Origin of the sequence: Escherichia sp. 94.0001 (assembly GCF_013369155.2) — a bacterium.
GTDB lineage: Bacteria > Pseudomonadota > Gammaproteobacteria > Enterobacterales > Enterobacteriaceae > Escherichia > Escherichia coli_F.
This window is the reverse complement of sequence record NZ_JABWMS020000039.1, coordinates 25,727-41,948: the sequence shown is the minus strand read 5'-3', so window position 1 is coordinate 41,948 and position 16,222 is coordinate 25,727. Positions and strand designations below refer to the sequence as shown.

Below are 16,222 nucleotides of genomic sequence, written 5' to 3'. Positions count from 1 at the left end.
CCAGTCTGGTACTTTGATACCGTAAAATCTGGAGCGTCCATCTCATTATCCCTGTCGGGATGGATTTATTGTAGAGTTAAAATTAATTACTCACATCGTTATACCTCGCGAAAGTTTTGCTTAATTATCATCCAAATATCGCATAAAAAATATTCTATTTGGTTGGTGTATACTGACATCTTTATCAATTTACTTTCATTCGAAAGTCACAGGTTAAGTATTAATCATCGTCCTGTAACCAGCATGGATTCACCGAGGATATTTTGGACTAGTTGGTCAAAATTCATAAGTGCATGATTTCGTGGTGATTTATTTTCCTGTATTTTACTTTCATTCGAAAGAGAAAACGAAGAATCACCAATTTATTGATTTAAATCATTGACATTGCATATTTGTGACGGTTGTCACGGTTATTTTTTGAACGCTTCAACCATCGCTATTGGATATTGAAACGGTGGTTTAACGATTAGCAAAAGAAAAGCCGGACGAATCCGGCAAGTGAATAGTTATTCTGAATGTGTCCAGTATTTAGCCGAGTTCCTGCGATGCAGGAGGCCGGAAAACCCGCTTAATTATTCATTCCGGCTCAAGCGGATTGCCAGTACCAGCCAATATTGAATCAATAGCGTCGGCGTAATCCTGCATCATTGCTCGCCGTTGCTTCAGGTAGGCCGCCTGGTTATAAATCGCCCTGATTCCCTTTGGAACATGGGCCAATTGGATTTCGACCCAATCAGGGTTATACCTGCCGGATTCGTTAAGCGCCGTGCTGAATGTTGTGCGCCAGCCGTGGCCTGTAACCGTCGATTTGAATCCGATACGCTCCAGGGCTTTAAGGATGGCGCTGGATGAAAGTGGCTTGTCCATGAATCGGCCCGGAAAGACGAAAGCACTGTATCCGCTGCGAGTAAACTGGTCCTGTAATAGCTCGACCGCTTGCCGGGATAACGGGACAACATGCGGGCGGCGGGCCTTCATGACTTCGGCGGGCAATGTGATTGTTGCCGACTCCAGATCCACCCATTCCCAGCGCATTAAACGAAGCTCTGCCGTCCTTAGGGCGCTTAATATAAGCAAACGTATTGCCGTCTGAATCTGAACGCTCCCAGCTCTCTCAAGGGCTTTGTAGAAGGCCAGAATTTCATTAATCGGTATCCATGCGTTATGGCCTGGGCGTCTGGCTTTCAGTGCCGTGTCCAGATCTGCAACCGGATTCCGGTTAACCAGTTCGGTGATAACGGCAAATTTGAAGATCTCCCCGATACGGGCGCGTAGCTTCCTGGCTTGTTCCGGTGCGGTGCGCTCTTTCTTCTGAAGCAATGCCAGAACATCACGGGCCGTTATATCGACGATCGACCGACGTCCCAGCACGGGGTAAACATCTTTCTCCAGTGCCGATCTGACCTGCTTTGTATAGCTCTCACTCCATCCGCTCACCCTGGTAGCAAGCCAGTCTTCTGCTACCGTCTTAAAACTTGCCGCCATGTTGAGCGCATCAACGGCTTTCTCCTTGCGTGCCGCTTCCATTGGATTAATTCCATTAGCAATCAGAGATCGGCTCTCTGTGGCTCGTTTACGGGCTTCCTTGAGGCTGATTAGCGGATATATCCCGATAGCCTGTAAATATTCTCTCTTCCCAATCCAGTACCGGAATCGCCAGTACCGTGACCCGTTGGGATGGACCAGCAAGAAAAGGCCTGGCGTTTGTGAATCTGTGAGTTTGTAGGGCTTGTCCTTCGGCTGGGCGGCCTCTATGGCCTTTGCTGTCAGTGGTGTCTTGCTCAAAACCGGATACCTCGATCTAACGACTCGATAACCCCGCTAATGTATCCGGCGCGTTCGGTTGCGTTCGGCAGGATGAATAGCGGGCGTGTTAAGGCAATTACCTTACAGGACAAGGGCTAACGATGAAATAGAATTGTTTGCAGGCTGTGAAAAATGTTACTCATCACTTCTTCCTGAGGGAACGACTTATGAAACTAAAGACCACATTGTTCGGCAATGTATATCAGTTTAAGGATGTAAAAGAGGTGCTGGCTAAAGCCAACGAACTGCGTTCGGGGGATGTGCTGGCGGGCGTTGCAGCGGCAAGCTCACAGGAGCGCGTGGCGGCAAAGCAGGTGTTGTCGGAAATGACCGTAGCGGACATCCGCAATAATCCGGTGATTGCCTATGAAGATGACTGCGTGACGCGGCTGATTCAGGACGACGTTAACGAAACGGCCTACAACCAGATTAAAAACTGGAGCATCAGCGAGCTGCGTGAGTATGTGCTGAGTGATGAAACCAGCGTTGACGACATTGCTTTTACCCGCAAAGGGCTGACCTCGGAAGTGGTCGCGGCGGTAGCGAAGATTTGCTCTAACGCGGATCTGATCTACGGCGCGAAGAAAATGCCGATTATCAAAAAGGCCAATACTACCATCGGTATTCCGGGCACCTTTAGCGCCCGTTTGCAGCCAAACGATACCCGCGACGACGTGCAAAGTATCGCCGCGCAAATCTACGAAGGGCTTTCTTTCGGGGTGGGCGATGCGGTGATCGGCGTTAACCCGGTGACTGACGACGTGGAAAACTTAAGCCGCGTGCTGGATACCATCTATGGCGTGATCGACAAATTCAACATTCCGACCCAGGGCTGCGTGCTGGCGCACGTTACTACCCAGATTGAAGCGATCCGTCGCGGCGCGCCGGGCGGGCTGATTTTCCAGAGTATCTGCGGCAGTGAAAAAGGGCTGAAAGAGTTTGGCGTAGAGCTGGCGATGCTCGACGAAGCGCGCGCAGTGGGCGCGGAGTTCAACCGTATCGCCGGGGAAAACTGCCTCTACTTCGAAACCGGGCAGGGTTCTGCGCTATCGGCGGGCGCTAACTTCGGCGCAGATCAGGTAACGATGGAAGCGCGTAACTACGGGCTGGCACGTCATTACGATCCGTTTATCGTCAACACCGTAGTCGGCTTTATTGGGCCAGAGTATCTCTACAACGACCGCCAGATTATCCGTGCTGGCTTAGAAGATCACTTTATGGGCAAGCTGAGCGGCATCTCTATGGGCTGTGACTGCTGCTACACCAACCACGCTGACGCTGACCAGAACCTCAACGAAAACCTGATGATCCTGCTCGCCACCGCAGGCTGCAACTACATCATGGGGATGCCGCTGGGTGATGACATCATGCTCAACTACCAGACCACCGCATTCCACGATACCGCCACTGTGCGTCAGTTACTCAACCTGCGCCCGTCACCGGAGTTTGAACGCTGGCTGGAAAGCATGGGCATTATGGCAAACGGTCGCCTGACCAAACGGGCGGGCGATCCGTCACTGTTCTTCTGATGACGCGGAGATAACACATCATGGATCAAAAACAGATTGAAGAAATTGTACGCAGCGTGATGGCGTCAATGGGACAAGCGGCCCCCGCGCCGTCAGAAGCAAAATGCGCCACTACCACCTGTGCAGCACCGGTGACCTCGGAAAGCTGCGCGCTGGATTTAGGTTCCGCGGAAGCAAAAGCGTGGATTGGCGTTGAAAACCCGCATCGCGCAGACGTATTAACAGAACTGCGCCGCAGCACCGTGGCTCGCGTCTGTACCGGTCGTGCTGGTCCGCGTCCGCGTACCCAGGCGTTGCTGCGTTTCCTGGCCGATCACTCTCGTTCGAAAGACACCGTACTGAAAGAAGTGCCGGAAGAGTGGGTGAAAGCGCAGGGCTTGCTGGAGGTCCGCTCTGAAATTAGCGACAAAAATCTCTATCTGACTCGCCCGGATATGGGCCGCCGCTTGTGTGCAGAGGCTGTTGAAGCGCTGAAAGCGCAGTGTGTTGCCAATCCGGACGTACAGGTGGTTATTTCCGATGGTCTGTCTACTGATGCGATCACCGTCAACTACGAAGAGATCCTGCCGCCGCTGATGGCGGGCCTGAAACAGGCCGGGCTGAAAGTCGGTACGCCATTCTTTGTTCGTTATGGTCGGGTGAAGATTGAAGATCAGATTGGCGAACTTCTTGGCGCGAAAGTGGTGATCCTGCTGGTGGGTGAACGTCCGGGGTTAGGGCAGTCAGAAAGTCTCTCCTGCTACGCCGTTTACTCGCCGCGTATGGCAACCACCGTTGAGGCCGACCGTACCTGTATCTCTAACATTCACCAGGGCGGCACGCCGCCGGTTGAAGCCGCAGCCGTCATTGTGGATTTGGCGAAACGTATGCTGGAGCAGAAAGCATCCGGCATCAACATGACCCGATAAGGAGGCATCATGCCAGCTTTAGATTTGATTCGACCGTCGGTAACCGCCATGCGGGTGATTGCCTCTGTTAACGCCGAATTTGCGCGTGAACTGAAATTGCCGCCGCATATTCGTAGCCTCGGGCTGATTTCTGCTGATTCCGATGACGTCACCTACATTGCGGCTGACGAAGCGACCAAGCAGGCGATGGTTGAAGTCGTGTATGGTCGCTCGCTGTATGCGGGAGCTGCACACGGGCCGTCACCGACTGTCGGTGAAGTGCTGATTATGCTCGGGGGGCCAAACCCGGCGGAAGTGCGTGCCGGTCTGGATGCGATGGTTGCGCATATTGAAAATGGCGCTGCTTTCCAGTGGGCTAATGATGCAGAAAACACAGCCTTCCTGGCGCATGTCGTTTCGCGTACCGGCTCTTATCTCTCATCAACCGCCGGGATCACGCTTGGCGATCCGATGGCGTATCTGGTGGCACCGCCGCTGGAAGCGACCTACGGCATTGATGCAGCGTTGAAATCTGCCGACGTGCAGCTGGTGACCTATGTCCCGCCACCGTCTGAAACCAACTACTCGGCAGCATTTTTAACCGGTAGCCAGGCCGCGTGTAAAGCAGCCTGTAACGCCTTTACCGATGCAGTGCTGGAAATCGCGCGTAATCCAATCCAGCGTGCGTAACGGAGGTTGCCGATGATCAATGCACTGGGATTGCTGGAAGTGGACGGCATGGTCGCCGCGATAGATGCAGCTGATGCCATGCTCAAAGCAGCTAACGTTCGTCTGCTCAGTCACGAAGTGCTTGACCCTGGTCGCCTAACGCTGGTGGTGGAAGGCGATCTGGCGGCGTGTCGTGCGGCGCTGGACGCAGGTTGTGCTGCCGCGATGCGTACCGGGCGTGTCATCAGCCGTAAGGAGATCGGTCGACCAGACGATGACACCCAGTGGCTGGTTACTGGCTTTAACCGCCAGCCGAAGCAACCCGTAAAGGAACCCGACGCGCCAGTTATCGTCGCGGAATCTGCTGACGAGTTGTTGGCGCTGTTAACATCAGTACGTCAGGGAATGACGGCAGGAGAAGTGGCTGCCCACTTTGGCTGGCCGCTGGAAAAAGCCAGAAATGCGCTCGAACAGCTCTTTTCTGCCGGGACGTTACGTAAACGCAGTAGTCGTTATCGTCTCAAGCCCCATTAACCTGTCGGAGGTGCCGGGTGTCCTACAACACCCGGCATTAACATCATGAAAAAGACCCGTACAGCCAATTTGCACCATCTTTATCATGAACCCTTACCCGAAAACCTGAAGCTCACGCCGAAGGTCGAAGTGGATAATGTTCATCAACGGCAAACAACGGATGTCTATGAACATGCTTTGACGATTACCGCCTGGCAGCAGATTTACGATCAGCTGCATCCGGGCAAATTTCATGGTGAATTTACGGAAATTCTGCTCGATGATATTCAGGTTTTCCGTGAATACACGGGGCTGGCGCTGCGTCAGTCGTGCCTGGTCTGGCCGAACTCGTTCTGGTTTGGCATTCCGGCGACGCGCGGTGAGCAGGGATTTATCGGTTCGCAATGTCTGGGAAGCGCAGAAATTGCGACGCGCCCTGGCGGCACCGAGTTTGAATTAAGTACGCCGGACGATTACACGATCCTTGGCGTGGTGCTTTCTGAAGATGTCATCACCCGGCAGGCTAACTTTTTGCATAATCCGGATCGGGTATTACATATGCTGCGTAGCCAGTCGGCGCTGGAAGTGAAAGAGCAGCATAAGGTCGCGCTGTGGGGGTTTGTCCAACAGGCGCTGGCGACGTTTTGCGAGAGCCCGGAAAATCTACATCAGCCTGCAGTGCGTAAAGTGCTGGGAGATAATTTGCTAATGGCGATGGGGGCGATGCTGGAAGAAGCGCAGCCAATGATGACGGCGGAAAGTATAAGTCATCAGAGTTACCGCCGGTTGCTTTCCCGGGCCCGTGAATATGTGCTGGAAAACATGTCCGAACCAGTGACGGTGCTGGACTTGTGTAATCAACTGCATGTCAGCCGCCGCACGTTACAAAACGCATTTCACGCTATTTTAGGCATTGGTCCGAATGCGTGGCTGAAACGCATTCGCCTGAACGCCGTACGCCGCGAGCTGATAAGCCCGTGGTCGCAAAGTACAACGGTCAAAGATGCCGCCATGCAGTGGGGATTCTGGCATCTGGGGCAATTCGCCACGGATTACCAGCAACTGTTTGCCGAGAAGCCGTCTCTGACGCTACATCAGCGGATGCAGGAACTGGAGTGAAAACGACTGGTATCGCTTTTCGCCATATTTGTGTAACGAGAAAAGCCATGCAAATACTATAATTCGTATTTCTCTCAAAGAGAGTGACGATAATCAGGAGGTCCAGGATGGACATTCGACTATTAGCAACGCTATGGTTATGGAATATCTCCCCTCGATTAGTCGTTATCGTCACGACCATTGCCTTCTCTTCCTGCTCGTGGGCTCGACTCACTCCCTGTAACAGTAAATCCGATATTGTTTGCCTGCAGTTGCGTGCGCAGCAAGGTAAATCATCGGATCAATACGATCTTGCATGGATATATCTAAAAGGGGATGGTGTAACGCCTAAAGATGATAAAAAAGCGCTGTACTGGTTTCGTAAAGCTGCAGAGAATGGTATGGCGGGAGCGCAGTATCGTCTTGGACGCCGTTATTATTCAGGTGATGGGGTGACAAAAAATTATAAAGAAGCTTTTAACTGGTTTATGAAAGCTTCCGGGCGGGAAAATTCCTGGGGAATAGCCGCCGCACGCTACATGGTTGGGGTAATGTATTATCGTGGGCAGGGGGTTGAAAAGAATTATACTCATTCTTTTTCCTGGTTTATGAAGTCGCTGAACGGGGCAGGTCGAGAGAAAGCAAGTAGGGCTTGCTACTTTATCGGTTCACAATATCTCAGTGGTCATGGCGTTACGCAAAACAACGACCTTGCCGTTGCCTGGTTTTATCTTGCAGCAAAATTAGGTTTGCCAGAGGCAATAGAGTATATATCGGGAATAGAAAAGAAATTCTCAGCGGAAATGCTAAAGCCCGCCAGAATCGAAGCGAACAGAATTAATGCCAAACATTATCTTGGTCAGATACCTTTCCCGGAGTTATTGGCAGAGTCTGAGGCGGAAGTTGTAGTGAAGGGGGCAAAATGAAAAAAAGCGTATTGGCGTTCTCAATGCTATTTTTTAGCTATGCTGTCTACGGGGGTAATAGTATAGTGCCTCCGGCGAAGTATATGTCTTCGGATGCACTACCTCTCCAGATTGTCTACCGTTTTGACGATCACCGTTATATCATTTTAACAGGTGAAAAGCGGCATTACGACGGTGTTGATTATTGTTCAGGTCAATACTGGTATACTGATACACAAAAAATATATTTTCCCGTGTTGGCGATACGCGTCACAACCAATGGGTTCCGGAATCCATTGGTTCACGTTCTGCAATCACTCCCTCATATGACAGTCCACTTCCTGAAAATATAAAGTTTATTCATGATTCTGAAAAGTATATTTTTGTACCTCTGGGGGGCGATCCACATAAAAAAGATAAAAATGGACAACTGATTTATGAATACCATGAAGTGCAAATGTCATCCGATTATGGCGCGACCTGGAAAGATATCAACTTATCGGTTGAACTTGCGACCAGTGATACGCGATTGATTTTTCATGAGGGCCAGCTATTTATTGATGATAAGGATGGGTTTTATCTCAGTCAAATTCCGATGCATAGTTTTTTTATGTATTATTATGATTATCACAGTCAGAATAATGATGTTAATCTGCCCAAAAATGTACCAGTCATTAAAAACTATCGCGGTTGGGATCACATGCAGTGTTCCGAAAATGCAGAATTATCTGTAGAAGAGGCGGAACGTTTTCAACAAGATCGCCAAAGAAGTTGGGATTCCTGGGGCCGAAAAGGTGATGAAAAAAACTATAAGTAATGTCAGTAATGCATCAGCTTAGTCTGGATTGAACTTATAAATTACCTTCGATCATGATATTCTGATATTTGTTTAAGAGCGGTTTCATCCACTCAATAACATACTTAATGAATTCTGCATATTCGGTATTTGTTTGTGCCTTAGCTAACCATTGTTCAATTATCTTTACGCATTCATCTGAGGTAAATTCATTCCAGCTTGTGTAATCAAAAAATGTTTCACCATTGGCTAAAGGGTATAGTGACTTAATAGCCGGGGATAGTATTTCAAAATCGCACTCATAAATAAAAAGACTGGCAACATTGTAATCCCATCCACCGTTAGGTTCCTCCTTGTAAGGATAGATAGAACAACCAATACGTCCATCACTACGGCGATGTTTTTTACGCAGAAAAATACGATGGCTTTTTTCGTATGCGTCAGTGTAATAATCGGGAACAGGTTGACTAAGAGCTGCACTGAATGCTGTCAAAAATTTATCCCGTTCTTGTGGATGCATTTCCCGGTTGCATTGATAATTGATATTTATGTAATTATCTGTCCAGGAAATGTTACACCTGTGATTTTTGCTATTTACACAAAGTTCTGAGTTGGTAATGACTTCATTTATTTGCTGTATGCCTCAGTATTCACGGAAGAGCTCAAGTATTCTGATTTGTTGTTCTGCAATGCATATTGTTGTGTTGGTTGTGATTATCATTTTAGTTATTTTGCTTCATTTCCAGATTTAAAAAGACATATCTTTCACTATTATTGCAGTTAAGACTGCTGATAAGACGTTGCCGTTGTCCGGCACTCCGGGCAGATAAACGCGTAAATTATCCCTTCGCCATATTGTTCAATATCGGCATAATCCAGTTGCGCAAGAAACATCATTGTGTGGGAACATTGCGGACAGAGAGGATATTCCGCGTCCTGAATCCAGGTTGGATGCCCGCCAAGTTGCGAGAAAGAGACAGGTAAAAATGGGTCTGCGGCAAATAACGGTGACCTAAGGTTTCCCTGTCTCATGCTGTTTACAGGGAGTCGACGCCATTCCGATACATCATCCGGTAGCCAGGCAGGCGGGATATTTTTTGCAGACAAATGAGCGTTACCCTTTGAGTCCATGTAGCCGAAAATGGTGCTGTAGGCGGTGCAACATTCGCAAGTCACGACGCGAAAACTGCCGTTATCGCTAAGACCCGTTGCCTTCAGGTCAACGTCGAAAAGATTTGTTAGGGGCAATGCGCACTTTGGACAGGTATCGCTGCGTTCATCAACAACACGCAAAGCTTCGCAAGACCCGGTGCTTTTCATCTCCAGATGAAAACATTGAGGAAAATAGAGATTACGCCTTTGATCTTCAGCGGTTAACTCCCAACCGGCCTCATGCGCATATTCTTCTGGCGCGATGTAAAGTGAACTGCGCCACAGCGGCGGGTTATTGCGCCAGTAGGCAAAACGTTCAACAACAACGTCATCCCCAATCCATGCCAGACATTGCAGAATACAATTTCTGTTTTCTGCATCATCCTCAACCCGTTCTAACAGCGTATCGCGAACATCCGCTGGGGCGCGGTGGAAAGGCAGAGGAGAATAAGCGTCTAAATCATCATAAGAGATCCACTCTCGTAAATATGCATCCAGATTTGCCTGGGTAAACGCCGCCAGACAAAGACAAATCTCCTGAGCGTGTTCATATTCACCAGACGCAAAGCGTTCTGTGGCGTAATCAGCCATCAGCTGCGCTTGATCGGCAGTCAGTTGTTGATACAGGGCATCGGTGGGAACGGGGCAGGGAGTCCAGTCGATTAACGCATCGAATTTCCGTGGCTGGTGAACTAATTTCAGCATGGCAATCGGATCGCTTAGCCCAGCAAACACATTCACGGTCTTTTTATTTTTCCTGATATATTCATCGTGCTCACGCTGCTGTTGTGCCTGAACGCAGGGCATACAGTATCCGTCAGTACGCGCAGCGGTTTCCGGAAGAATGGTTGATGTACAAGCGGGGCTTTTACAGGGAATACGGTGAGTCATAGAGGCGCTCCTTGCCTGAGGATATTAAGTCGAAAGAGATTATTATTAGATATTAGGGTGTCACTATGGCACACAAATTAAACAGAATTAATTTCAAGCCACAAACATAGGGTTATTTTTCTTTTATTTTCATGATATTAAATCCAATCCCTGACCTTAATAAACTCACTTAACGCCGCTTCCGGGCTGCCTTCTTCCGGTTGATAATCATACTCCCAGCGTACCAGTGGCGGCATTGACATCAGGATAGACTCGGTGCGCCCGCCAGTTTGCAGGCCAAACAGCGTTCCGCGATCCCAGACCAGGTTGAACTCGACATAGCGACCGCGACGGTAGAGCTGGAAATTGCGCTCGTGCTCGCCGTATTCCATCGCTTTGCGTCGTTCAACAATCGGTAAATAAGCGTCGGTGTAGCCTTGACCTACCGCCTGCATAAAGGCGAAACAGTGGTCAAAGTCTGGCGTGTTCAGGTCATCAAAGAACAGCCCGCCAATACCGCGTTGTTCGTTACGATGTTTGAGGTAGAAGTATTCGTCGCACCACTTTTTGTAACGCGGATAAACGTCTTCGCCAAATGGCAGGCACAGGTTACGGGCGGTGCGGTGCCAGTGAATAGCATCGTCTTCAAAGCCATAGAAAGGGGTTAAGTCGAATCCACCGCCAAACCACCAGACGGGATCGGCACCCGGTTTTTCGGCAATAAAAAAGCGCACATTCGCGTGGCTGGTGGGAACGTACGGATTATGCGGATGCACTACCAGCGAAACGCCCATCGCTTCGAAACTGCGTCCGGCAAGTTCCGGGCGATGAGCAGTGGCGGAAGCAGGCATCGCCTCACCGTGGACATGTGAAAAGTTGACGCCCGCCTGTTCGAAAACACCACCATTACGTAACACCCGGCTACGTCCGCCGCCGCCAGCTTCGCGCTGCCAGCTATCTTCGACAAACTCTGCGCCATCGACGGCGCTCAGCTGCTGACAAATTGTATCCTGAAGGTTGAGCAGGAACTGTTTAACCTGGTGTGCGTCGGGTTTCATCACTTACCGCTTTCTCGAGTGTGCTTTCTGGTTGTCAAACCAGTGAAAATAACTGATCACGCCTTCGGCAATCGCTGTGGCGATTTTCTGGCGAAATGCCGCCGTGCCTAACAGCCGCTCTTCTTCCGGGTTGGTGATAAATGAGGTTTCCACCAGCACCGAAGGAACCGACGGCGATTTCAACACCACAAACGCGGCTTGTTCGGTGTTGCGGCTGTGCAGTTTATGCACCGGCTTAATCTTCTTCAGAATATGCGAGCCGAGCGTCAGGCTGTTTTTAATAGTATCGGTTTGCACCAGATCAAACAGCACTTGCTGCAATAGGTGATCCTTGTCAGTCGCCTTTTTACCGGCAACTTCATCGGCGCGGTTTTCGCGTTCAGACAGGTATTTCGCCATTGCGCTACTTGCCCCACGGTTAGAGAGAGCAAATACCGAAGCACCGGCAGCTTTCGGGTTAGTAAAGCCGTCGGCGTGAATTGACATAAACAGGTCAGCGCCATGTTTATGGGCGATTTCAACGCGATCGTACAGCGGGATAAACGTATCGCCAGAACGCGTTAGACGCGCATCAATGCCATGATTACGCAATATGGAACGGACGTTTTTGGCAATCGCCAGCACCACATGTTTTTCTTTCGATCCATTGCGACCAATCGCTCCGGTATCAATTCCGCCGTGGCCTGGATCGAGAACAACGACACGTTTGCCGCCACTTTTTTTGGCTTTCGGCTTACTGTGTCCGTTACTGGTTTTTAAAGGTTCTTCTTTGGCGATGGCTTGCGACATTCCTGACAACGTCAGGGCAGCCAATCCGGCTTTCAGCACCTGGCGGCGCGAAGTGAGTGTTTTTAGTGGTTTAAAAGTGCTCATACGGCCTGAGTTGTAATAATAAAGTTCCAGATGTTATATCGTATCGCGTAATCCGTTACGACCGTTTGCTGTTGAGAATTGTTTTACTTTTCATTTCAATAGTTGACAACTCCCCATTATGCCACTTTTTCAACCGATTTTCGTCAGATATTGGCTAATTCGACCGTTCACGCCATAATCAGCCTTTTAACCCGCAAAAAGGTAACGAATACCATGGAGATACGCGTATTTCGCCAGGAAGATTTCGAAGAGGTCATCACCCTTTGGGAGCGTTGCGACTTGCTGCGTCCGTGGAACGATCCGGAAATGGACATCGAGCGTAAGATGAACCATGACGTCAGTTTGTTTCTGGTCGCTGAGGTAAACGGTGAAGTGGTCGGAACGGTGATGGGCGGTTATGACAGGCATCGCGGGTCTGCTTATTATCTTGGCGTGCATCCAGAGTTTCGTGGGCGTGGGATTGCTAATGCGTTGCTTAATCGGTTGGAGAAAAAGCTGATTGCTCGCGGCTGCCCGAAAATTCAGATCAACGTGCCGGAAGATAACGACATGGTGCTCGGAATGTATGAACGCCTGGGATATGAACACGCCGACGTGCTGAGTCTGGGTAAGCGTTTGATTGAAGATGAAGAGTACTGAGTTTCATCCTGTCCATTATGATGCGCACGGTCGCCTGCGTTTACCCTTGCTCTTCTGGCTTGTGCTATTGCTTCAGGCGCGAACCTGGGTGCTGTTTGTCATTGCCGGTGCGTCGCGCGAGCAGGGTACTGCGCTGCTAAATCTGTTTTATCCCGATCACGATAATTTCTGGCTGGGGTTGATTCCCGGTATTCCGGCGGTGCTGGCGTTTTTGCTGAGTGGTCGGCGGGCTTCATTTCCCCGTATCTGGCATGTGCTCTATTTTCTGTTGCTGTTGGCGCAGGTGGTTTTACTTTGCTGGCAACCGTGGCTGTGGCTGAACGGTGAATCCGTTAGCGGTATCGGTCTGGCGCTGGTAGTGGCGGATATTGTGGCGTTAATCTGGCTGCTGACCAATCGACGTTTACGCGCTTGTTTTGTGGTTGAGAAAGAATAACGGCACTTTTTTGCAAATTCGCACTCCAAGCAACGTTATTGAATAACCAAAGGAAGTGACATGAAATCGCTGCGTTTAATGTTATGCGCTATGCCGTTGATGCTGACCGGGTGTTCAACGATGTCGTCAGTTAACTGGTCTGCCGCTAATCCGTGGAACTGGTTTGGGTCGTCCACCAAAGTGAGCGAGCAGGGCGTGGGTGAATTAACGGCGTCCACACCACTGCAAGAACAAGCTATTGCCGATGCGCTTGATGGTGATTATCGCCTGCGCAGCGGAATGAAAACCGCGAACGGCAACGTGGTGCGCTTTTTTGAAGTGATGAAAGGCGACAACGTGGCGATGGTAATTAACGGCGATCAGGGCACGATCAGCCGCATTGATGTGCTGGATAGCGATATTCCTGCTGACACCGGTGTTAAAATCGGTACACCGTTTAGCGACCTTTACAGCAAAGCATTTGGCAATTGCCAAAAAGCTGATGGTGATGATAATCGTGCCGTCGAATGTAAAGCCGAAGGCAGTCAACATATTAGCTACCAGTTCAGCGGGGAATGGAGTGGTCCTGAAGGGTTAATGCCTTCGGACGATACCCTGAAAAACTGGAAAGTCAGTAAAATTATCTGGCGGCGTTAATTTGCGTCTGAACAAACCGCCGCCGCAAAAAAACACGTAAAATAGCGCCCAACAATGCCACGGATTGCGTGGCATTCTTATTTTCAGGAGGAACAATGTCTCAGGTTCAGAGTGGCATTTTGCCAGAACATTGCCGCGCGGCGATTTGGATCGAAGCCAACGTTAAAGGGGAAGTTGACGCCCTGCGTGCGGCCAGTAAAACATTTGCCGACAAACTGGCAACTTTTGAAGCGAAATTCCCGGACGCGCATCTTGGTGCGGTAGTTGCCTTTGGTAACAACACCTGGCGTACTCTGAGCGGCGGCGTTGGGGCCGAAGAGCTGAAAGATTTTCCGGGCTACGGTAAAGGCCTTGCGCCGACCACCCAGTTCGATGTGTTGATCCACATTCTTTCTCTGCGTCACGACGTAAACTTCTCTGTCGCTCAGGCGGCGATGGAAGCCTTTGGTGACTGCATTGAAGTGAAAGAAGAGATCCACGGCTTCCGTTGGGTTGAAGAGCGTGACCTGAGCGGCTTCGTTGACGGTACTGAAAACCCGGCGGGTGAAGAGACGCGCCGCGAAGTGGCGGTTATCAAAGACGGCGTGGATGCGGGCGGCAGCTATGTATTTGTGCAGCGTTGGGAGCACAACCTGAAGCAGCTCAACCGGATGAGCGTTCACGATCAGGAGATGATGATCGGGCGCACCAAAGAAGATAACGAAGAGATCGACGGCGACGAACGTCCGGAAACTTCTCACCTGACCCGTGTTGATCTGAAAGAAGATGGCAAAGGACTGAAGATTGTTCGCCAGAGCCTGCCATACGGCACCGCCAGCGGCACGCACGGTCTGTATTTCTGTGCCTACTGCGCGCGTTTACATAACATTGAGCAGCAACTGCTGAGTATGTTTGGCGATACCGATGGTAAGCGTGATGCGATGTTGCGTTTCACCAAACCAGTCACTGGCGGCTATTATTTCGCGCCGTCGCTGGACAAACTGATGGCGCTGTAAGCGCTTCTGATTCGATGATTAAAGGCCAGCCAGTATCACAACTGACTGGCCTTTTTATTACTGCTTTAACGCCGCATACACCTGATCCACCACCCAACCATAAGTTGCAATCGGTAGCTGACCGCTTTCGAACATATTGGGATTTTTTTGTGGATCGGCAACTGGTGAATGTGGCTTGTTGCTTAACATCACAATCGCCATATGATTCACCGGATCGATAACGGTCACCGTCCCGGTCCAGCCAGTGTGACCGTAGGTTTGCGGGCTTGCCAGCGTGCCAAACGTCGGCGTCATGGTGGCATTACCATTCACGCGCCAGCCGAGGCCAAAAGTAGCATCTTCCTTAGAGCTGGTGGTGAACATCTTCACCGTTTCCGCACTGAACAGCGTCACATCACCATAGCCGCCGCCGTTCAGCATCGTTTGCATTAACACCGCAATATCGCCGGTATTGGAAAACAAACCTGCGTGCCCGGAAACGCCGCCCATCGAATAGAATGCTTTTTCATCGTGCACCTGACCCCAGAGAGTGGAGGTGCGGATATTCGGGAAGTGAATCACGCCATCGCGGGTATTGCCGTTGAGTTCCGTGGCGGCAATTTGCTGTGGTTTAAAGCCTTTCAGCAGCGGATTAAACACCGTATGCGTCAGGCCGAGCGGGCGATAAATCGACTCTTCAACATAGCGGTCAAGCGGCTGACCAGTAACTGACTCGACGATAAATCCAAGCAGCATATAATCGACATCGCTGTAGATATGTTTGCTGCCGGGCTGATATTCCAGCGGCGTGCGCTTGATCATTTCCAGCGTCTGGCCTTTATCCTGGGAATATAACGCGCCCGCGACGGCTTTATTTGGGTATTGCGGGTCCGCCGGGAAACCGCCGCTGTGATGCAGCAGATCAGAAATCCGCAGCGTGTTTTTGCCTTTGATGGTGTCATTTGGACTGTCGGCAAATCCCGGAATATATTTCGCAATCAGATCGTCAGGATGTAGTTTGCCTTCGCTCATTAGCTTTTGTAGGGCGAAGTTAGTGGCGTACATTTTTGTGTTTGAGGCCAGGTCATACAGCGTCTCGGTGGTTGCTTTTACTGGCTGCTTCATTAACACGCTGCCATCGTACTTTTTCGCCGCGCCCCAGGCTTTGCGATACACAATCTGATTATCTTTAATGATCAGCAGGTTAACGCCGGGATAACCGGCATCAACTTGCTGGCTTATCCAGCGATCCATCTGATTAAGCCGTTCGACGTTAAACCCTGCTTTCTCTGGCGAACTTTCTGTCAGAACAGGGTATTTTGCGGCGCTGACGCTACAGCTGACAGCCAGCAGAGAAAGACAGAGCATTGTCCGTTTCATA

18 protein-coding genes are annotated in these 16,222 nt (G+C 50.2%); 12 read left to right on the top strand and 6 right to left on the bottom strand.

Annotated elements, in window-relative coordinates; genetic code table 11:
- Positions 1–576 precede the first annotated feature (576 nt).
- Positions 577–1,785: a tyrosine-type recombinase/integrase gene (locus tag HEN33_RS16785; protein ID WP_176262591.1), complete on the bottom strand. Its 1,209-nt coding sequence runs from the start codon at positions 1,783–1,785 to the stop codon at positions 577–579.
- Positions 1,786–1,973: 188 nt separating this feature from the next.
- On the opposite strand from HEN33_RS16785, the gene eutB reads away from it, so the two are divergent.
- The 8 genes from eutB to HEN33_RS26390 all read left to right on the top strand — a co-directional run bounded on the left by eutB (position 1,974) and on the right by HEN33_RS26390 (position 8,224).
- A complete protein-coding gene (eutB, locus tag HEN33_RS16780; protein WP_032303507.1) occupies positions 1,974–3,335 on the top strand; it encodes an ethanolamine ammonia-lyase subunit alpha in 1,362 nt (453 codons plus the stop codon).
- Between the two features lie 20 nt (positions 3,336–3,355).
- Entirely contained in the window at positions 3,356–4,243 is an 888-nt protein-coding gene (gene eutC, locus HEN33_RS16775) for an ethanolamine ammonia-lyase subunit beta (RefSeq protein WP_000372324.1), read from the top strand.
- Positions 4,244–4,252: 9 nt separating this feature from the next.
- Positions 4,253–4,912 carry an ethanolamine utilization microcompartment protein EutL gene (gene eutL / locus HEN33_RS16770; protein WP_176262590.1) on the top strand — a complete coding sequence of 220 codons (660 nt, stop codon included), beginning with the start codon at positions 4,253–4,255 and terminating at the stop codon, positions 4,910–4,912.
- 12 nt (positions 4,913–4,924) lie between these two features.
- Positions 4,925–5,425 carry an ethanolamine utilization microcompartment protein EutK gene (eutK, locus tag HEN33_RS16765; RefSeq protein WP_001295463.1) on the top strand — a complete coding sequence of 167 codons (501 nt, stop codon included), beginning with the start codon at positions 4,925–4,927 and terminating at the stop codon, positions 5,423–5,425.
- Between the two features lie 45 nt (positions 5,426–5,470).
- Positions 5,471–6,523, top strand: a complete 1,053-nt coding sequence (eutR, locus tag HEN33_RS16760) for an HTH-type transcriptional regulator EutR (protein ID WP_176262589.1) — start codon at positions 5,471–5,473, stop codon at positions 6,521–6,523.
- A 107-nt stretch (positions 6,524–6,630) separates the two neighbouring features.
- Positions 6,631–7,428 (top strand): tetratricopeptide repeat protein, encoded by a 798-nt coding sequence (locus HEN33_RS26400; protein WP_242460302.1) that lies wholly within the window; start codon positions 6,631–6,633, stop codon positions 7,426–7,428.
- On the top strand, positions 7,425–7,760 hold the full coding sequence (locus HEN33_RS26395; protein WP_242460301.1) for a T6SS immunity protein Tli3 family protein: 336 nt from the start codon (positions 7,425–7,427) through the stop codon (positions 7,758–7,760). The genes HEN33_RS26400 and HEN33_RS26395 overlap by 4 nt, the downstream gene beginning before the upstream one ends.
- Before the next feature lie 104 nt (positions 7,761–7,864).
- The gene (locus HEN33_RS26390) at positions 7,865–8,224 is read left to right on the top strand and encodes a hypothetical protein (protein WP_242460300.1); all 360 of its coding nucleotides are present in this window, start codon (positions 7,865–7,867) and stop codon (positions 8,222–8,224) included.
- A gap of 34 nt (positions 8,225–8,258) precedes the next feature.
- Here HEN33_RS26390 and HEN33_RS16740 read toward each other — a convergent pair whose 3' ends face one another.
- The 4 genes from HEN33_RS16740 to amiA all read right to left on the bottom strand — a co-directional run bounded on the left by HEN33_RS16740 (position 8,259) and on the right by amiA (position 12,156).
- On the bottom strand, positions 8,259–8,723 hold the full coding sequence (locus tag HEN33_RS16740; RefSeq protein ID WP_242460299.1) for a hypothetical protein: 465 nt from the start codon (positions 8,721–8,723) through the stop codon (positions 8,259–8,261).
- 260 nt (positions 8,724–8,983) lie between these two features.
- Positions 8,984–10,246 (bottom strand): DUF1963 domain-containing protein, encoded by a 1,263-nt coding sequence (locus HEN33_RS16735; RefSeq protein WP_176262588.1) that lies wholly within the window; start codon positions 10,244–10,246, stop codon positions 8,984–8,986.
- A 137-nt stretch (positions 10,247–10,383) separates the two neighbouring features.
- Positions 10,384–11,283, bottom strand: coding sequence for an oxygen-dependent coproporphyrinogen oxidase (gene hemF / locus HEN33_RS16730; protein ID WP_176262592.1), 900 nt, complete (start codon positions 11,281–11,283; stop codon positions 10,384–10,386).
- Between the two features lie 3 nt (positions 11,284–11,286).
- Positions 11,287–12,156, bottom strand: a complete 870-nt coding sequence (gene amiA, locus HEN33_RS16725; RefSeq protein ID WP_000102907.1) for an N-acetylmuramoyl-L-alanine amidase AmiA — start codon at positions 12,154–12,156, stop codon at positions 11,287–11,289.
- A 213-nt stretch (positions 12,157–12,369) separates the two neighbouring features.
- Between amiA and HEN33_RS16720 the strand changes: the two genes are divergently transcribed.
- The 4 genes from HEN33_RS16720 (at position 12,370) to yfeX (ending at position 14,862) form a co-directional block, all read left to right on the top strand.
- A complete protein-coding gene (locus HEN33_RS16720) occupies positions 12,370–12,795 on the top strand; it encodes a GNAT family acetyltransferase (protein ID WP_176262587.1) in 426 nt (141 codons plus the stop codon).
- Positions 12,782–13,231, top strand: coding sequence for a DUF2919 domain-containing protein (locus HEN33_RS16715; protein ID WP_176262586.1), 450 nt, complete (start codon positions 12,782–12,784; stop codon positions 13,229–13,231). The genes HEN33_RS16720 and HEN33_RS16715 overlap by 14 nt, the downstream gene beginning before the upstream one ends.
- 60 nt (positions 13,232–13,291) lie before the next feature.
- A complete protein-coding gene (locus tag HEN33_RS16710) occupies positions 13,292–13,867 on the top strand; it encodes an RpoE-regulated lipoprotein (protein ID WP_000838945.1) in 576 nt (191 codons plus the stop codon).
- Between the two features lie 95 nt (positions 13,868–13,962).
- Entirely contained in the window at positions 13,963–14,862 is a 900-nt protein-coding gene (gene yfeX, locus HEN33_RS16705; protein ID WP_001353051.1) for a porphyrinogen peroxidase, read from the top strand.
- Positions 14,863–14,919: 57 nt separating this feature from the next.
- Here yfeX and pbp4b read toward each other — a convergent pair whose 3' ends face one another.
- Complete coding sequence (gene pbp4b, locus HEN33_RS16700) at positions 14,920–16,221, bottom strand: penicillin binding protein PBP4B (RefSeq protein ID WP_176262585.1); 1,302 nt, start codon at positions 16,219–16,221, stop codon at positions 14,920–14,922.
- Position 16,222: the final 1 nt, after the last annotated feature.